Annotated in this window: 12 protein-coding genes; 4 read left to right on the top strand and 8 right to left on the bottom strand. The window is 71.5% G+C overall.

Annotated elements, in window-relative coordinates; all coding sequences use genetic code 11:
• The first annotated feature begins 29 nt into the window (after positions 1-29).
• Genes ACSP50_RS33025 through ACSP50_RS33035 form a run of 3 tightly spaced genes read left to right on the top strand, consistent with a single transcriptional unit; the run spans position 30 to position 3,006 of the window.
• Entirely contained in the window at positions 30-1,676 is a 1,647-nt protein-coding gene (locus ACSP50_RS33025; protein ID WP_014693665.1) for a S8 family serine peptidase, read from the top strand.
• Between the two features lie 26 nt (positions 1,677-1,702).
• Positions 1,703-2,302: a sulfite oxidase-like oxidoreductase gene (locus ACSP50_RS33030; RefSeq protein ID WP_014693666.1), complete on the top strand. Its 600-nt coding sequence runs from the start codon at positions 1,703-1,705 to the stop codon at positions 2,300-2,302.
• Positions 2,272-3,006 (top strand): ferredoxin reductase, encoded by a 735-nt coding sequence (locus ACSP50_RS33035; RefSeq protein WP_043512654.1) that lies wholly within the window; start codon positions 2,272-2,274, stop codon positions 3,004-3,006. Before ACSP50_RS33030 ends, ACSP50_RS33035 begins: the two co-directional genes overlap by 31 nt.
• Before the next feature lie 503 nt (positions 3,007-3,509).
• Here the strand turns inward: ACSP50_RS33035 and ACSP50_RS33040 are convergent.
• The 6 genes from ACSP50_RS33040 to ACSP50_RS33065 form a co-directional block, all read right to left on the bottom strand.
• Positions 3,510-6,149, bottom strand: coding sequence for a S8 family serine peptidase (locus tag ACSP50_RS33040; protein WP_014693668.1), 2,640 nt, complete (start codon positions 6,147-6,149; stop codon positions 3,510-3,512).
• Between the two features lie 92 nt (positions 6,150-6,241).
• The gene (locus ACSP50_RS33045; protein WP_014693669.1) at positions 6,242-8,284 is read right to left on the bottom strand and encodes an alpha-galactosidase; all 2,043 of its coding nucleotides are present in this window, start codon (positions 8,282-8,284) and stop codon (positions 6,242-6,244) included.
• The gene (locus tag ACSP50_RS33050) at positions 8,281-9,603 is read right to left on the bottom strand and encodes an extracellular solute-binding protein (protein ID WP_014693670.1); all 1,323 of its coding nucleotides are present in this window, start codon (positions 9,601-9,603) and stop codon (positions 8,281-8,283) included. The genes ACSP50_RS33045 and ACSP50_RS33050 overlap by 4 nt, the downstream gene beginning before the upstream one ends.
• 28 nt (positions 9,604-9,631) lie before the next feature.
• The gene (locus ACSP50_RS33055) at positions 9,632-10,459 is read right to left on the bottom strand and encodes a carbohydrate ABC transporter permease (protein ID WP_014693671.1); all 828 of its coding nucleotides are present in this window, start codon (positions 10,457-10,459) and stop codon (positions 9,632-9,634) included.
• Positions 10,456-11,316, bottom strand: a complete 861-nt coding sequence (locus ACSP50_RS33060; RefSeq protein ID WP_014693672.1) for a carbohydrate ABC transporter permease — start codon at positions 11,314-11,316, stop codon at positions 10,456-10,458. Before ACSP50_RS33060 ends, ACSP50_RS33055 begins: the two co-directional genes overlap by 4 nt.
• On the bottom strand, positions 11,313-13,259 hold the full coding sequence (locus tag ACSP50_RS33065) for a beta-galactosidase (protein WP_014693673.1): 1,947 nt from the start codon (positions 13,257-13,259) through the stop codon (positions 11,313-11,315). Before ACSP50_RS33065 ends, ACSP50_RS33060 begins: the two co-directional genes overlap by 4 nt.
• A gap of 497 nt (positions 13,260-13,756) precedes the next feature.
• Between ACSP50_RS33065 and ACSP50_RS33070 the strand changes: the two genes are divergently transcribed.
• On the top strand, positions 13,757-14,770 hold the full coding sequence (locus ACSP50_RS33070; protein WP_014693674.1) for a LacI family DNA-binding transcriptional regulator: 1,014 nt from the start codon (positions 13,757-13,759) through the stop codon (positions 14,768-14,770).
• A 247-nt stretch (positions 14,771-15,017) separates the two neighbouring features.
• Here the strand turns inward: ACSP50_RS33070 and ACSP50_RS33075 are convergent, their stop codons facing one another.
• Both ACSP50_RS33075 and ACSP50_RS33080 read right to left on the bottom strand, forming a co-directional pair.
• A complete protein-coding gene (locus ACSP50_RS33075) occupies positions 15,018-15,668 on the bottom strand; it encodes a response regulator transcription factor (protein WP_014693675.1) in 651 nt (216 codons plus the stop codon).
• Positions 15,669-15,827: 159 nt separating this feature from the next.
• Positions 15,828-17,057 (bottom strand): sensor histidine kinase, encoded by a 1,230-nt coding sequence (locus ACSP50_RS33080; RefSeq protein ID WP_014693676.1) that lies wholly within the window; start codon positions 17,055-17,057, stop codon positions 15,828-15,830.
• Position 17,058: the final 1 nt, after the last annotated feature.

Consider the following 17,058-nt stretch of genomic DNA (forward strand, 5'->3'; position numbering starts at 1 on the left):
TGAAGAGGGTCGACGAAAGGTAGGACGGAATGCGGGGCAAGCTGTTCACGGGTCTGTTGACGGCGACGGCGGTCGTCACGCTGGGCACGGTGGCCCTGCCGGTGTCCGCCGCGAGCGCCGCCGACCGGGCGCCGGTGCGGCTGGTCACCACGACGCTGGACCCGCTGGGCCGGCCGGTGATCACCGTGCGCGAGGCGTCGGCCGGGAGCCGGCACCTCGAAGAGGCCGGGGCCGAAGTGGACGGCCGGGTGCACGCCCTCGATGCGACCACGGACGGGACCGACCCGTACCGCGCAAGGCAGTGGGATCTGGACACCATGCACGTGCCCGCGGCCCGCAGCATGTCGACCGGCGCCGGGGTGACCGTCGCGGTGATCGACACCGGGGTGGACGGGAGCCATCCGGACCTGGCCGGGCAGGTGCTGACCGGGTACGACGCGATCGCCGGGCAGGCCGGCGGCAACACCGACCCGCAGGGGCACGGCACCCACGTGGCCGGCACCGTCGCGGCACTGACCGGCAACGGGATCGGCGTGTCGTCGGTCGCGCCGGGTGTCAAGATCCTGCCGGTGCGGGTGCTCGACGCGAACGGCAACGGGTACGACTCGGACACCGCGAAGGGCATCGTCTGGGCCGCCGACCACGGCGCCAACGTGATCAACATGTCGCTGGGCGGGACCGACCGGTCGTCGGCGATCAGCGACGCGGTGACCTACGCCCGAGGCAAGGGTGTGGTGGTGGTCGCGGCGGCCGGCAACGACCGGGCCGCGGGCAGCCCGGCCAACTATCCGGGTGCCGACGACGGGGTGATCGCGGTGGCCGCCACCGACTCCGGGGACACGGTCGCCGCCTACTCCAACGCCGGCGGCTACGTCGACGTGGCCGCGCCCGGCAGCGCGATCCTGAGCACCTATCCGACCGCGCTGGGCGCCAGCGGATACGCCTCGATGAGCGGCACGTCGATGGCGACGCCGCACGTCGCGGCGGTCGCGGCGCTGCTGCTCGCCGCGAAGCCGGGGCTGACCCCGGATCAGGTGCAGACCGCGCTGGAGACATCCGCCGCCGACCTCGGCACCGCCGGCAGGGACGACGATTACGGGTACGGGCGGGTGGACGCCGCCGCGGCGCTGACCGCTGTCGATGCCACCCCGGGGAGTACCCCGGTGAGCACGCCGCAGAGCACGCCGCCGGTGGTGTCCGCGAGTGTCAGCCGTAGGTCGGTCACCTACGGCAGCCGGACCAGCACCACGTTCCGGGTGTCCGACTGGGCGGACCAGCCCGCCTCGATCTGCATCTCGGTCGCCGGCGGCTCGTGGGCGTGTGACTCGGTGCGCACCAGTGCGGCCGGCACCTTCACGCTGACCCGCACGGCGACCGCCTCGTTCCGTGCGCGGCTGACGGCGGGCTCGGCGTCGGCGGTCACGACGTACACCGCAATCGGGGTGGTGTCCTTGACCCGCACCGCCAAGCGGACCCTGACGATCCGCGTCTCCGGCGCCGGCGGTCAGAAACTGAGCCTGCAGCGATCCGCCGGGAAGCGCTGGACGACCGTCAAGACCTTCGGTGCGACCGGCAGCCGCAGAGTGACCGGCCTGGTCAGCGGCGGCAGCTACCGGGCGGTGCTGGCCTCGACCAGCAAGGTGTCCGGTGTCACCAGCAAGACAGTGAAGGCCTGATCGCCGATGGGGTTTACTCATATCCCATGGGCATCATCTCCCGGGGCTTCGGCGGGCGGCGGCGTGACTCCGCGCCGGACCTGCCGCCCGGTCAATATCTGACACACGACTTCCCGGTGCTCTCCACCGGTCCGACGCCGCGCGTCGACACGGACCGGTGGAGTTTCACCATCAGCACCGAGACCGGTGAGAAGCACCGGTGGAACTGGGCGGAGTTCACCGCCCTGCCGGCCGAGGAGATCACCCGGGACATCCACTGTGTCACCAAGTGGTCCAAGCTCGGCACCACGTGGAAGGGCGTCTCGCTGGACACGCTCTTCGAGGACGTGGAGACCGCCGCGGACTACGTGATGGCGCACAGCTTCGGCGGGTACACCACCAACGTGCCGCTGGCGGATCTGCTCGACGGGCAGGCCTGGATCGCGTACGAGTTCGACGGCGAGCCGCTGGAGGAGGAGCACGGCGGCCCGGCCCGGCTGCTCATCCCGCACCTGTACTTCTGGAAGTCGGCCAAGTGGGTCAACGGCCTGGAGATGATGCACGAGGACGAGCCCGGATTCTGGGAACTCGCCGGTTACCACATGTACGGAGACCCGTGGCACGAACAGCGCTACCAGGGCGACTGACCTGGCAGGTGGCCACGGTCTCCGCGGTCCGCGCGGAGACCGCGACGGCCCGCACCCTGGTCCTGGACATCCCCGGCTGGCCCGGCCACCTGCCCGGCCAGCACCTCGACGTCAAGCTGACCGCCGAGGACGGCTACTCCGCGCAGCGAAGCTATTCGATCGCCTCGGACTGGCCCGGCGAGGGCCCGGTCGAGGTGACCGTGCAGCGGCTGGAGGACGGCGAGGTCTCGCCCTATCTGACCGACGTCGTCGAGGCCGGCGACCAGATCGAGGTGCGCGGGCCGATCGGCGGCTGGTTCGTCTGGCGGTCCGCGCAGCCCGCCCCGGTGCTGCTGGTGGCCGGCGGGTCGGGGATCGTGCCGCTGATGGCGATGATCCGGGACCGGGGGCGGCGGCGCGGCCGGCAGCCGTTCCGGCTGATCTACTCGGTGCGCACGCCGGCGGACGGGTACTACGCCGATGAGTTGCGGCGGCGCGTGCGCGACGACCCCGGGCTGGACGTCCACTTCGTGCACACCCGCTCCGGGCCGGGGCCGAACAGGCGGATCGACGTGGCGACGGTCAACACGTACGGTTGGCCGCCCGACTTCGCGCCGGACGTGTTCGTCTGCGGGCCGACCGCGTTCGTGGAGACGGTCGCCGACATCCTGGTGGCGCTCGGACACGACCCGAAGAAGGTCCGCACCGAACGCTTCGGCGGCTGAGCCTGCCGTTCAACCTCCCGCTCCACCCCGCCGTCGCGACAGCCGGCTTGCTACGTCACCTCCGAGCGACCGGCCCTTCGCCAGCTCGTGCATCGACACTCAGCCGACCCGGCCCCGGCCGCCCATCCGGCTCACCCCGCCGGCGCACCGTTCTCCGCCACGACGTGGGGCTCATCCTGGTCACCGGCCCGGGTACAACCGCGATCATCCCGATCCATGGTGGTTCGCCCGACTCCCACGAGCAAGCGCCGCCCGCCTTGGTGGGAGTGACCCCCGTCCTGGCGACATCCACGGGCCCGCCGTGGACGCCGCCACCCCTGGCGAAAGGCCACTACCGGGTCACCTTCAGCCTGCACCTGCGGTACTGGGGCAGCTCCTCGTTGCAACTGCCGTACGTCTGGGTGTTCGCCGCGTCCCCGAACGCGGGCTGGTTGTACTCGGTGGACTTTCCGATCGACCGCTTCCGGCTCGGCCCCGGGCAGGACCCGGGCTGCGGCGTGGGCTCAGCGGAGTCGGGTGACGGCCGGGGTCAGCGGGCCGGCGAAGTAGCCCGGCACCGAGGAGGCGTTGGTGGTGGCCGCGAGCAGATAGGTGCCGTCCCTGGAGAGCACCGCATCGTCACTCACCCGCCGTGTCCCGGCGTAATCCGGCGGCATCGGCAGGTACCACGGACCGATCCGGCGGGACGCGCCGGTCGACGGCGTGACCGCGAGGACGCTGGACCTGGCCGCCGCCGGGTCGGCCGAGTCGGTGTGCTCGACCGTCACCGTCGCCTGGCTGCCGTCGTCCGAGAGCCGGCCGCCCTGCACCTGGTCGGCGGTGTAGGCGGCGCCCGGGTCCCGGCTGGCGACCTTGATCGTGCCGGCCGTCAGGTCGCGCCAGTAGGCCTGGGTGTAGACCGCGCCCACGTCCCCGGCCAGCTCATCCATCGAGGTGACCAGCACGTACCGTCCGTCGGCGGACATGTCGAGCAGCTCGCCCCAGCTGTCGGCGGTGCCGTCGGCGTGCGCGGACACCATCTTCGTGGTCTTGGCGGTCAGGTCGCGGCGGTACGCGTGGTCGGCGAAGTTGCCGGCCGGCGTGGCGCTGCTGATCGCGGCGGCCGCCGAGCCGAACGCGACGTAGCGGCCGTCCGCGGAGATCACCGGGTGATAGCTGTTGCCGTCGGTGGGCGGCTTGCCGGCCGTGGTCACGCTGACCACCGTCTGCGCCCCGGTGGCGATCGTCGCGACCAGCGCCTGGTCGATGACCGCCGGGTCGGTGCCGCCCCACAGGACCGGTTCGCTCGACAGGTACGCCACCCTGGTGCCGTCCTGGTTGACCGACGGCGCGTGGGAGCCGCCGGCCGCGGGCTTGCCGGGCGGGCGGCTGACCAGCCTGACGGCGCCGGTGGTCCGGTCGGCGAGGTAGACGTCCTGGGCCTCGTTGGTGTCGTCCGGCGAGAGCTGCGCCGTGGAGGTGAAGGCGATCCACCGGCCGTCGGCGGAGATGTCCGGCTCCCAGCTCTCGGCGTCCGCGATCGCCCCGGTGGTGGTCCGGCTGACCAGGGTGGTGGTGGCGGTGGTCAGGTCGGTGACGAACACGTCGGCGACCCCGTTGGTGTCGCCGGTGACCAGGTCGCCCGCGGTGGAGACGAACGCGGCGTAGCGACCGTCGGCGCTCAGCGACACCCCGCCGGCGTCGCTGAAGGACTGGCCGCCGCCGGCGGTGCGCACCGCGGGCACGAACTCGCCGATCGCCGGGAGGCCGGGCGCCTTCACCGCGAGGGTGATCTTCGAGTCGGCGGTGCGGCCGCCGGTGTCCTTGACCCGGACGGTGACCGTGGTGGCCGCCGCCGCGGCGCTCGGGGTGCCGGTGACCTGTCCGGCCGCGCTCAGCGTCAGCCCGGCGGGCAGCGTGCCACTGACCGTGCTCCACGTGTACGGCGCGACACCGCCGGTGGCCTGCAGCCCGGCCGAGTAGGCCCGGCCGGTCAGCGGGTCGGCCAGCCGGCGGGTCGCCGGGGTGGCCAGCGGCAACACCGTGGTCAGCGTGCTGAGCAGCAGGTTCGGCGTGGCGGCGGTGAGCCCGGTGACCACGTTGGGGGTGGCCGCGGAGCCGAGCCGGGCGGCGACCACGGCCGGGCTGAGGGTGGGCTCGCGGCCGAGCAGCAGAGCGGCGGCGCCGGCCACGTGCGGGCTGGCCATCGAGGTGCCGGACATCTCGGTGCTGCCGGTGGTGGACCAGGTGGCGGCGGAGGTGATGTCGTCACCGGGGGCGAGCAGGTCGACGCACGGGCCGCGGTTGGAGTAGCCGGCCAGCGAGTCGTCCTTGGCGGTGGCGCCGACGGTGATCACCGCGGGCACCCGGGCCGGGCTGTGCTGGCACGCGTCGGTGCTGTCGTTGCCGGCCGCGGCGACCACGGTGATGCCGTCGGCGATGGTGTTGTTCACCGCGGTCTCCATCACCGCGGACGGGTCGCCGCCGAGGCTCAGGTTGACCACGGCCGGACCGCTGACGTGGTTCTGGATGACCCAGTCGAGGCCGGCCGCCACCCCCTCGTCGGTGCCGTTGCCCTGGCAGTCGAGGACCCGGACACCGACGATCTTCACCTTCTTGGCGACGCCGTACGTGGCGCCACCGACCGTGCCGGCCACGTGCGTGCCGTGGCCGTGGCAGTCGGTGGTGCCGAACGGGTCGCCGACCGTGCTGATCGGCGCGGTGGCGCGGCCGCCGAACTCGGTGTGCGTGGTCATCACGCCGGTGTCGACCACGTACACGGTGACACCGGCCCCGCCGCCGGTCCAGGTGTACTTGCCGTCGAGCGGCAGCGCGCGCTGGTCGACCCGGTCGAGACCCCAGTCCGGCCCGGTCTGGGTGTCGGCGAGGTGCACCGGGCGCACCGGGTCGACCGCGGCGACCGACGGGTCGCGGCGCAGCCTGGCCACCGCCGCCGGGGTGAGGTCGGCGGAGAAGCCGTGCAGCGCCGCGCTGAAGCGGTGGTGGACCTTGCCGCCGGCGGACCGGGCGACCCGGTCGGCTGTGGCGGAACCGGTGAGCCGCACGACGTACCGCGTCGCCGGAGTCGCGGCCGCGGCCGGAGTGCCCGGCACGGTGGTGACGAGCAGCCCCGCCACGGCGAACGGAATCCAGCGCCGAACCATCCCGATGCCCTCCGAAGTCCACGATGGAGTGACATCGTCGCGGGCGGTGACCGGTCACCGCCCGCGTCTGTCGTATGCACGACAGAAGCGGGTCAGGCGACGGCCGTCAGCGTGAACAGGGCCGCCTGTTCCGGAACCAGCAGCGGGGCGGGCAGGCCGGCCTCGGCGAGCACCCGGCCGGTCAGGGTGACGGCGCCTTCGGCCAGCCACGGCGGCGGGGCGTCCTGCACCATCCGCGGCGGGTGGCCCAGCGGCCGCACCGTGTAGGAGCGGTCCGGGTCGAGCCCGGGGAACCGGATCGGCGGCGGCAGCGCGGCGACCGGGTTGCCCAGCGTGACCAGGGCGAAAACCGCGGCCGAGCGGTCCGGGGCGACCACCCCGTGCAGCAGGACCGCCGGGTCGGGATGGTCGGCGCGGACCACCACGCCGGTGTGCAGCAGGCCGCGCAGCCGTTTGTACTCGGCGGTCCAGGCGGCGATCAGTGCCCGGTCCGCCGGGGCCGCCCGGGAGAGGTCCCACTCGATGCCGGCGTGCCCGAACAGGGCGGTCGCCATCCGCAGGCCCAGCGCGGAGGTACGACCGGTGACGTGCGCGACGCCGTCACCGAGATGCCCGCCGAGCATCTCGGGCGGGATCAGCACGCTCGTCCAGCGCTGGATCAGTTGCCGGTCCAGCGGATCGTTGGTGTCCGATGTCCAGAACCGGTCGACGTGCGGCAGGATGCCGAGGTCGATCCGGGCCCCGCCGGAGGCGCAGCTCTCGATCTCCAGCTCCGGGAAGGCCGCCCGCAGCTCGGCAAGCAGCCGGTACAACGCGGTGGTCTGCCGGTGCGCGGCACCGGGTTCGAGCAGGTCACGGTTGTGATCCCACTTGAGGAAGGCGATCGGGTACTCGGTGAGCAGGTCGGTCAGGCGGCCCAGCACGTGGGCGTAGGCGGCCGGGACGGCCAGATCGAGCACCCGCTGGAATCGCCAGGTGAGCGCGTCCGGCGGGCCGAGAATCCATTCCGGGTGGGCGCGGGCCAGTACCGAATCCGGGCTGACCATCTCCGGTTCCACCCAGAGGCCGAAATCCATTCCGGCGGCCTCGACCCGGGCGATCAGCGGGTGCAGCCCGTCCGGCCAGATCACCGGGTCGACGTGCCAGTCGCCGAGGGCCCGGCGGTCGTCGCGACGGCCGGTGAACCAGCCGTCGTCGAGCACGAATCGTTCGACGCCGGATTCCGCCGCGGCGTCGACCAGAGCGGTCAGCCGGTCGAGCGACTGGTCGAAGTAGACCGCCTCCCAGGTGTTCAGCACGACCGGGCGGGGCTTCGCGGTTCTCCGGGAGGCGCGGATCCACGGGTGCAGCCGGTCGGAAAGGCCGTCGAAGCCGTTCTCGGAATAGACCGCGATCAGCCACGGGGTGGTGTACGAATCGCCCGGGGCCAGCCGGATCTCGCCGGGTGACAGCAATTCACCGGCGCCCAGCACGGACTGGCCGAGGGGCGAACGTTCCGCCCAGATCTGCTTGTCGCCGCTCCACGCCAGGTGCACCGCCCACACCCGGCCGGTCCGGAAGCCGGCACCCGGAGTGGCTGCCATCAGCAGGAACGCGTCGTCGTGGCCGGGGCGGCCGTGGCGGCTCTCCCGGCTCCAGACGCCGTCGCGCAGCGGGGCGCGCTGCGGGCGGCGTTCGTGCGCCCACAGGCCGCTGAAATCGATCAGCTCGGTGGCCTCCGGGGGAATCGGCAGCAGCACGTTCAGGGCGGCCAGGTCGACAACGGCGAGGCCGTGATTGTCGACCCGGTGGCGCAGGCGGAGCACGCCCTCGGGAGTCAACTCGCACTCGGTCGTCAGCTCCAGGCCTTTGCCGGCTTGCTCTGCGCGTACCGTAATCGTGTTCTGACCGTGCTGAACGGCAGTGATCCGGGTCCGATGGCCGGGGAAAGCGGGGCGGCCGGTCCAGCCGTCCTCGATCGACGGCAGCAATGACAATTGCAGCGGTACGTCGATGGAGCTGGGCGGGATCGCCGGAATGCGACTGGCGGCGAATCCGTCCGGCAGTTCGCCGAGATCGGCGCCCCAGTACAGCACCGCACCGCGGGCGTTCAGCACGAAGCTGACGCCCGCGGCCCGCAGATGCGTGAAGGTCACTCGGCGACCGGGATGCTCTGCGACTTGAGATTGTCGACCGTCGACGTCTGCGCCTTCTTCAGCGCGTCCAGCAGGGTGCCGCTGCCGGAGACCGCCGCCTTGAAGCCGTCCGAGGCGGTGGCGTAGGTCGAGGTCATCGTCGGCCCCCAGGTGAAGTCCGGGGTGACCTGGGTGGAGGCCTGCGCGAACACGTCGTAGATCTTCTGGCCGCCGTAGAAGTCGACGCCCTTGGCCAGCGCCGGGAGCGCCGCGCCGGCCTTGGTCGCCGGGTAGAGGTTCGCCTTCTCGTTGAGCAGGGTCAACGCCTCCTCCGAGGTGTTCAGCCAGATCGCGAACTCGGCCGCCTCGTACGGGTGCTTCGAGCCCTTGAAGACCGCCGTCGACGAGCCGCCCCAGTTGCCGGCGACCTTGCCGCCCGCGGTCCACTGCGGCATCGGCGCGACCGCCCACTTGCCGCTGGTGTCCGGCGCGCCCGAGGAGATCGAGTTGGCGCCCCAGACCGCGGAGACCCAGGTCCACGCCTGACCCTTGTTGTAGGCGTTGTCCCACTCCGTGGTCCACGGCGGCACCGTGGAGACCAGCTTCTTGCTGATCAGATCCTGCCAGTAATTCGCGACCTTGGTGGTCGCTTCGTCCTGCAGGTTCACGGTCCACTTGCTGCCGTCGTTGGCGAACCAGTGGCCGCCGGCCTGCCAGGCCAGCCCGGCGAACTGGTTGATGTCGCTCTGCGAGAAGTTGGTGATGTAGCCGCCGGCCGCCTTCACCTTGGCGGCCGCCGCGGCGTACTCCTCCCAGGTGGTCGGCACCGGGATGCCGGCCTTCGCGAACAGGTCCTTGCGGTAGAACAGCGCCATCGGGCCGGCGTCCTGCGGCACGCCGTACGCCGCGTCCTTCTCGCCGAAGCTCACCTGGTTCCAGGTCCAGTCGATGAACCGGTCCTTGGCGTCACTGACCGGCTTGCAGGCGGCCACGTTGGTGAGGCCGTCCTGGACCCGGAAGCTGGGCAGCGCGTCGTACTCGATCTGCCCCAGGTCGGGTGCGTTGCCGGCCTTGAGCTGGTTGAAGAAGTTCTGGTACGTGCCGCCGTTGCCGTTCGGGCCGGTCTGCACCTTGACCTGGATGTCCGGGTGCTTGTCGTTCCAGACCTTGACGACCTCCTCGATCTTCGGGATCCACGAGGTGAAGGTCAGGCTGACCGGGCCGCTGGACGGGGCGCAACCGGCCGCCCCGGTGGTCGCGGCGGCATCGTCGCCGGACTTCGAGGAACAGGCCGTGAGGGCCAACGAGGAGATCAACAGACCGGAAAGCAGTTTCTTCATTTTTCTATCCACCTTTTACCGGGAGGGATTACTTGACCGCGCCGCTGCCGAGACCGCTCCGCCAGAAGCGCTGGAGCAGCAGGAATGCGACGACCAGGGGGACGATCGAGACCAGGGCGCCGGTGAGCACCAGCATCCGCAGCTCAGGAAGCTGATTGACCTGGGTGTTCCAGGAGTAGAGGCCGAGAGTCACCGGGAACAGCCGCTCGTTGCCGAGCATGATCAGCGGCAGCAGGAAGTTGTTCCAGACCGCCACGAAATGGAACAGGAAGATGGTGACCAGAGCGGGAAACATCAATTTGCTGGAGACGGTGAAGAAGGTGCGCACCTCGCCCGAGCCGTCCAGCCGGGCGGCCTCCAGCAGTTCTTCCGGAACACTCGCGGTGGCGTAGATCCGGGCCAGGTAGACCCCGAACGGGTTGACCAGGCTGGGCAGGAAGACCGACCAGAAGGTGTTGGTCGCCTCCAGCTTGCTGAAGATCAGGAAGAGCGGCAGGGCCAGCGCGGTGGCCGGCACCAGGACACCGCCGAGGACGATGTTGAAGATCAGCTCCCGGCCGCGGAACCGGTACTTGGCCAGGGCGTATCCGCACATCGCGGCGAGCAGCGTGCCGAGCAGGGCGGCCCCGCCGGTGTACGCGAGGCTGTTCGCCATCCAGCGCAGGAAGACCCCGTCGCGGTACGCGAACAGTTCCCGCAGGTTCTGCCCGAGGTGGAAGTCGGCGAACCAGAGGGGCGCCGTGTTCGAGAAATCGCCACGGGACTTGGTGGCGCCGACGAACAGCCACCAGATCGGCACCAGGAAATAGAAGGTGCAGATGCCCATCACGGCCATGGCCGCGGTCTTCGACTTCACTTCTCGCCCCCTCGCTGCGTGAATTTCAGGAACGTGAAGGAGAGGACGAAGGTGGCCAGCGCCAGCACCACGCTGAAGGCGGCGGCCAGGTTGAAGTTCGGGATCGACGACGTCGAATAGACGGTCAGGTTCGGGGTGTACGTGCTGGACACCGCGGAACTGAAGGTGCGGAACACCTGCGGCTCGGCCAGCAACTGCAGCGTGCCGATGATCGAGAACACCGTGGTCAGCACGATCGCCGGCATCACCAGTGGAATCTTGATCGACCACGCGGTGCGCCAGGGACCGGCGCCGTCGATGGTGGCCGCCTCGTACACCTCCTGCGGGATGGCCAGCAGGGCGGAGTAGATGATCAGCATGTTGTAGCCGACGTAGACCCAGGTCACCACGTTCGCCATGGCCCACAGCACCAGGTCGGCGGAGAGCAGATCCCAGGCCCGGGTCACCGCGGTGAACGGCGACAGGTTCGGCGAGTAGAGGAAGCCCCACATGATCGCGGCGACCACGCCGGGCACCGCGTACGGGACGAAGAAGGCCAGCCGGAAGAAGCGGCGCCCCCGGACCAGACCGGAGTCGAGCAGCAGGGCGAGCAGCAGCGCGAGGCCGAGCATCACCGGCACCTGCACCACGCCGAAGAGCAGGACCCGGCCGACCGACTGCCAGAACGGCGCGTTCTCGAAGACGCGCTGATACTGGGTCAGGCCGCCGAACACCTCGTGCGCCGGGCCGAACGTGCCGGTGCGGGTGACGCGATAGAGCGACTGCTTGACGGCGAAACCGATCGGCGCGAGGTAGAACGCGACGAACAGCACGCCGAACGGCAGCACGAAGAAGGCGATCGCTCTCTTCTTGATCATGATTCCTCCCGGACCACCGCGACGCCGCCGCCCTCGACCCGCAGCAGCCCGTCGGTCGCCTTCTCGGTGACGAGATCGAATCCGGTCACCGGGTACTCGATCGGCTCGGCGCCGTGGTTGATCACGAAGAGGTAGTGGCCGCGGCGTACCACCTCGGTGTTCTTCGGCTTCTCCGCCGTCACCCCGGTGATCTCGCGCAGCAGGTCCCGCAGCGCGCCGGCGTCGAGCGCTGTCGCGGCATACCAGGCCGTCCCCGCGCCGAAGGCGTTGCGGGTGACCGCCGGAACCCCCAGCAGCGGCCCGTCCAGGTAACTGGCGACCGGCTCCGCGGTCGTGACCCGCAGCCGCTCGGTCCAGAGCGTCGCCGTCGCGCCGTTGCTGAGCCGCACCTCGTCACCGGGCTTGAGCGGCGCGAACTCCTCCACCCGCACACCCAGCACATCGCGGAACGCACCCGGGTAGCCGCCCAGCCGAATCCGGTCACGCTCATCGACGATGCCGCTGAAGAACGTCACCAGCAGCTTCCCGCCGGCCGCGACGAAATCGGCGATCCGCACCGCCGCCAGATCGTCGACCATGTAGAGGCAGGGAACAACGACGACTTTGTACGACGTGAGCTCCGCCCCGGGCGCCACCACGTCACAGGTGACCCCGAGGTCGCGCAGCGCCCGGTGCGCCGCGTGCACCTGGTCCAGATACTCCACCGCCTGCGACGGCCGGGCCTCCCCCTCCGCCGCCCACCACGAATCCCAGCTGAACAGCAGCGCGACGTCCGCTCGCACGGTCGTGCCGGCCACCTCACCCAGCCGGCCCAGCGTGTCGGAGAGCCGCAGCACCTCGCGCCACGCCACGGTGTCCGTGCCGGCGTGCGGCAGCAGCGCCGAATGGAACTTCTCGGCACCCTGCGCGGAAGCCCGCCACTGGAAGAAGCAGACCGAGTCGGCGCCCCGCGCCACATGGGTCAGCGTGTTCCGCAGCATCTCGCCCGGCGCCTTGGTCAGGTTGTGTGGCTGCCAGTTGACCGCGCCGGCCGCCTGCTCCATCAGCATCCACGGCTTCCCGCCGGCCAGCCCACGGGTCAGATCGGCGGCGAAGGACAACTCGGCCGTCGGATCACCCAGCCGGTGATCCAGGTAGTGGTCGTTGGCCACCACGTCCATCTCCGGCGCCCAGGACCAGTAGTCCAGGTTGCGGATGTGCGCGGTGACCATGAAGTTCGTCGTGACCGGGGCGGCCGAGCGGGCCCGCAGGATGGCCGCCTCACTCCGGTAGTAGTCGAGCAGCTCGTCGGAGCTGAACCGGTGGAAGTCGACGATCTGCGCCGGGTTGCGGACCGACAGGGCCAGGCGGGGCGGCTGGATCTCGGCCCAGTCGCCGTACCGCTGACTCCAGAAGGCGGTGCCCCATGCGTCGTTCAGGGTTTCGATCCTGCCGTACCGGCGCCGCAGCCAGGACCGGAACGCCGCAGCGCTGGCCTCGCAGTAGCAGAGCGCGTTGTGGCAGCCCAGCTCGTTCGAGACGTGCCAGAGGTCCAGCGCCGGGTGGTCGCCGTAGCGGTCGGCGACCTGCTCGACCAGGGCGAACGCCCGCTCCCGGAAGGCCGGGGAGCTGGGGCACCACGCCTGTCGGCCACCCGGGAAGCGGGTGGTGCCGTCGGCCGCGACCGGCAGCGCCTCCGGGTGCAGGGTGGTCAGCCACGGCGGCGGGGAGGCGGTGCCGGTGCCCAGGTTCAGCCTGATCCCGCCGGCGTGCAGCAGGCCGATGACCTCGTCCAGGGCGTCGAACTCGTAGCGGCCCGGGGACGGCTCGAGGTGCGACCAGCCGAAGATGTTGACCGCCACCAGCTTGACGCCGGCCTCGCGCATCAGCGCGACGTCCTCCCGCCAGACCTCGGGGGTCCACTGCTCCGGATTGTAGTCACAACCCAGCACGATGCTTTTCATGAAACTCCTGGTCACCGATGTGTGCACGTGCACACATTTCCCTGCGCCGACATCGGCGTTACGGATGTGTGAACGTGCACACACTAAGACGACGTCCGACGCCAGGTCAATGGCCACAGCGGCATCTTTGATCGCCGGTCTCTCTCGCCCTGCCTTCCCGGCCGCTTCCCTGTTCACGACCTCGCGCCCCGCCAACGTGCCACCCGCGGCCCCGCCCCCGCCGAGCATTCGTCCCCTGGCCCGCCATCCGGGCCACGGCCACCGGCCCACCACCACGGCCCGCCCCGCGAGTCACAGCGCCGCCGACTTCCCGCCGCCCGGCCCGCCACCCCAGGCCACGGCCACGGCCACGGCCACGGCCACCAGCCCACCACCATCGCCGGCCCCGCAAGTCACAACGCCGCCGACTTCCCGCCGCCGGCCCGCCACCCCAGGTCACGCCGCCGCTGACCGCACGTCCCGGTTCCGGGAATCTCACGTCGCGTATCTTTGAGCGCATGCCGCCGCCCTTGAAACGCGCCACGGTGCACGACATCGCGGCCGCCGCGGGCGTGTCCCGGGGCACTGTCAGCCGCGTTCTGAACGGCGGTTATGTCTCCGCCGAGGCCCGCGCGGCGATCGAGGCGGCGATCACCGAGGTCGGTTATGTGCCGAACACCGCGGCCCGCGCGCTGAAGATGCGCCGTTCCGAAGCGGTCGCGTTCGTCGCGCTGGAGCCGCACTCACTGTTCCTCGACGACCCGAACATCGGCGCGCTGATGCTGGGCGCGAACGCCGCCCTGTCCCTGGCCGACCACCAGATGGTCAGCCTGGTCGTCGAGTCCACCCGCGACATGGAGCGGGTCGCGAAATACCTGAGCGGCGGCTTCGTCGACGGCGCGATCGTCGTCTCGGCCCGCGCCCACGACCCGATCATCCAGGTCCTGGGCGACCTGCGCCTGCCCGCCGCGTTCGTCGGCCACCCGCCCGATCTCGACCACAGCACGCCCTACGTCGGAATAGACAATCAAGGCTCGGCCCGCGAGATCACCACCCGGCTGCTGGCCACCGGCCGCCGCCGGATCGGCATGATCGCCGCCGCCGTCGACCGCGACTCCGGCATGGACCGCCTGACCGGTTTCCGCACCGCGCTCGGCCCCGCGTTCAACCCGGACCTGGTCGCCGAGGTCCCGCACTACGATTACGGTTCCGGCGTCAAGGGAATGCGTCTGCTGCTGGAGCGCGACCCCACCATCGACGGCGTCTTCGCCGCCTCGGACGCGATCGCCGCCGGCGCCCTGGAAACCCTGCGCGAGGCCGGCCGCACCGTCCCCACGGATGTCGGCATCGTCGGCTTCGACGACAGCACATGGGCGGTCCGCACCCAGCCCCAGCTCTCCACGGTCCACCAGCCCGCCAAGGAGCTCGGCGCCGCTGCCGCCCACCTCATCCTCCGCCAGCTGCGAGGCGAGGAGATCAACGTCCCCGCCCAGCTACTCCCCACCCCCATCATCTGGCGCGACTCCGCCTGACCCCACCCCAGCCGTCACACCACCGTCCGCAGCGCCCCGGCCCGCGGTCCCTGCGCCACCAATCGCCGCCCGCCGCTCGCCACCCGTCACTCGCCGCTCGCCGCTCGCCGCCCGCCGCTCGCCACCCGTCACTCGCCGCTCGCCGCTCGCCGCCCGCCGCTCGCCGCTCGCCGCTCGCCGCTCGCCGCTCGCCGCTCGCCGAGATCATGCCGGGCGCACGGCCTCCGGGACGGCCCTGCCCGCCGGGTCAGGTGGCGGCATTGAAGTAGGTGAGCACCGCGCGGACCCGGCGATGAGCGTCAGCCGCCGGCGGCAGGTCGAGTTTGCCGAAGATGTTGGTGATGTGTTTCTCCACCGAGACCGGGGCCAGCACCAGCGTCTCGCAGATCGCCGCGTTCGACAGGCCCTGAGCCATCAGGGCGAGCACCTCGCGTTCCCGGGCGGTCAGCCCGTCGATGCCATGGTTGCCGCCGCCGCGTGCGAACAGCTGCCGCACCACCTCCGGGTCCATCGCCGTGCCACCCCCGGCCACCCGTTCGACCGCGTCGAGGAAGTCGTCGAGCGCCGTCACCCGGTCCTTCAGCAGGTATCCCACCCCGCCACGTCCGTCGGCGAGCAGCTCAGCGGCGTAGGCCCGCTCGACATACTGCGAAACGATCAACACCCGTGCGCCCGGATCCGCGGCCCGGATCCGCAATGCCGCCCGTAGCCCTTCGTCCCGGAATCCGGGTGGCAGCCGCACGTCGATCACGGACAGGTCCGGCCGATGCTCGTCGACGGCCGCCAGCAGCCCGATCGCATCCCCGACCGCCGCGACCACCTCATGCCCGGTCTCGGTCAGCAGCCGAACCATGCCTTCGCGCAGAAGCAGCAGATCCTCAGCGATCACGATGCGCACAGCGCTTCCCCTCCCCCCGCGACACCGGCGATCCCGTCGATGCGGTCGATGCGCTCGGTGCAGGCGATGCCATCGATGCCGTCGATGCCGTCGATGCGCTAGGTGCTTTCGGTGCGGTCGGTGCTCGCTGCGGTCGATGCCATCGGTGCCCATCCGCTTTCACGAGGACCACGGCAACTCCGCGACCAACCTGGTCGGGCCACCAGGCGGACTGGTAACCGTCAGCGTGCCATCGAGCGCCTCGACCCGGCGGCGCAGCCCCACCAACCCCGCTCCGGCCGGGTCGGCCCCACCGCGACCGTCGTCGGTCACCGTCACCCGGAGCACCCCACCCACTCTGCCCAGGTCGATCTCCCCGCTGGCCGCCCCGGCGTGTTTGGCCGCGTTGGTGAGCCCTTCGGCCACCACGAAGTAGGCCGCCGATTCCACCGCGGCCGGATAGCGCGCGGCCGCGTCCCCGTGCAGTGCGACCGGGAACGGGCTGTCCCCGGCCAGTGCGGCCAGCGCGGCGTGCAATCCCCGGTCGGTGAGGATCGGTGGGTGGATGCCCCGGACCAGCCGTCGCAGCTCGGCCAGGGCATCGTCGAGCTGCCGCCGCGCCAGCTCGACGTCGGTCCGGGGGTCGCCGCCACCGTCGGGCCGGCCCGACGCCGGGGGCGCGGCGGCGCGGAGTTTGCGGGCGGCCAGGGCGAGTGTCATCCCGGCGGCCACGATCCGCGCCTGGGCCCCGTCGTGCAGGTCCCGTTCGATCCGCCGAAGTTCGGCGGCTTGCGCGTCCACCACCCGGCGCCGGGTTTCGGCGAGCCGTTCGGCGCGGGCCACCAGCCGCCCGTGTTCGCCCGGTCCGAGCAGCACCGCCGCCAGCCGGGCCGGCCCGGCCGCGAGGGCCCGGACGAGCCGGGCCGCGACGGGCAGCAGCGCCAGCCCGAGCACGGTCAGCCCGATCCGCCCCGGCACCGTGGTGAGCAGTGGCCGCATCGGGAACGGCGCGTGCGGATTCGGCACCGCCCAGAACACCGCCGGTGCCAGGATCGCGGCGGCGTCGACGGCCGCCGTGACCACCCCGGCCACCCCGGTGGCCACGCCGATCGGCAGGAGCAGCACCAGCCAGGCGAGGTCACGCCAGGTGGCCGGCTGGGCGACCACGGGCGTGCCCGCCAGGTACGGGTCGGGGATCCGGGCCCCCAGCACCCAGCCGGCCCGCCGTCGTTCGGCCCGGGCGAGGTGCCGGGTCACCCAGGCGGCGCCCAGGAATGCCGGGTCCCGCAGCTGGGTGACCGCCAGCACGGTCACCAGCAGTCCGGCGACCGTGCTCCAGACGAATCCGGCGAGTCCCGCGACCGGTCCGGTGATCAGGTAGCCCAGCGCCCGCCCGGTTCGCTTGATCATC

The organism is Actinoplanes sp. SE50/110 (assembly GCF_900119315.1).
Lineage (GTDB): Bacteria > Actinomycetota > Actinomycetes > Mycobacteriales > Micromonosporaceae > Actinoplanes.

Excerpts from the sequence above, each read along its gene's own strand:
- ACSP50_RS33050 (WP_014693670.1), bottom strand. The coding sequence starts at position 9,603 with ATGAAGAAACTGCTTTCCGGTCTGTTGATCTCCTCGTTGGCCCTCACG.
- ACSP50_RS33080 (WP_014693676.1), bottom strand. The coding sequence starts at position 17,057 with ATGATCAAGCGAACCGGGCGGGCGCTGGGCTACCTGATCACCGGACCG.
- ACSP50_RS33070 (WP_014693674.1), top strand. The coding sequence starts at position 13,757 with ATGCCGCCGCCCTTGAAACGCGCCACGGTGCACGACATCGCGGCCGCC.
- ACSP50_RS33060 (WP_014693672.1), bottom strand. The coding sequence starts at position 11,316 with ATGATCAAGAAGAGAGCGATCGCCTTCTTCGTGCTGCCGTTCGGCGTG.
- ACSP50_RS33065 (WP_014693673.1), bottom strand. The coding sequence starts at position 13,259 with ATGAAAAGCATCGTGCTGGGTTGTGACTACAATCCGGAGCAGTGGACC.
- ACSP50_RS33025 (WP_014693665.1), top strand. The coding sequence starts at position 30 with ATGCGGGGCAAGCTGTTCACGGGTCTGTTGACGGCGACGGCGGTCGTC.
- ACSP50_RS33040 (WP_014693668.1), bottom strand. The coding sequence starts at position 6,149 with ATGGTTCGGCGCTGGATTCCGTTCGCCGTGGCGGGGCTGCTCGTCACC.
- ACSP50_RS33030 (WP_014693666.1), top strand. The coding sequence starts at position 1,703 with ATGGGCATCATCTCCCGGGGCTTCGGCGGGCGGCGGCGTGACTCCGCG.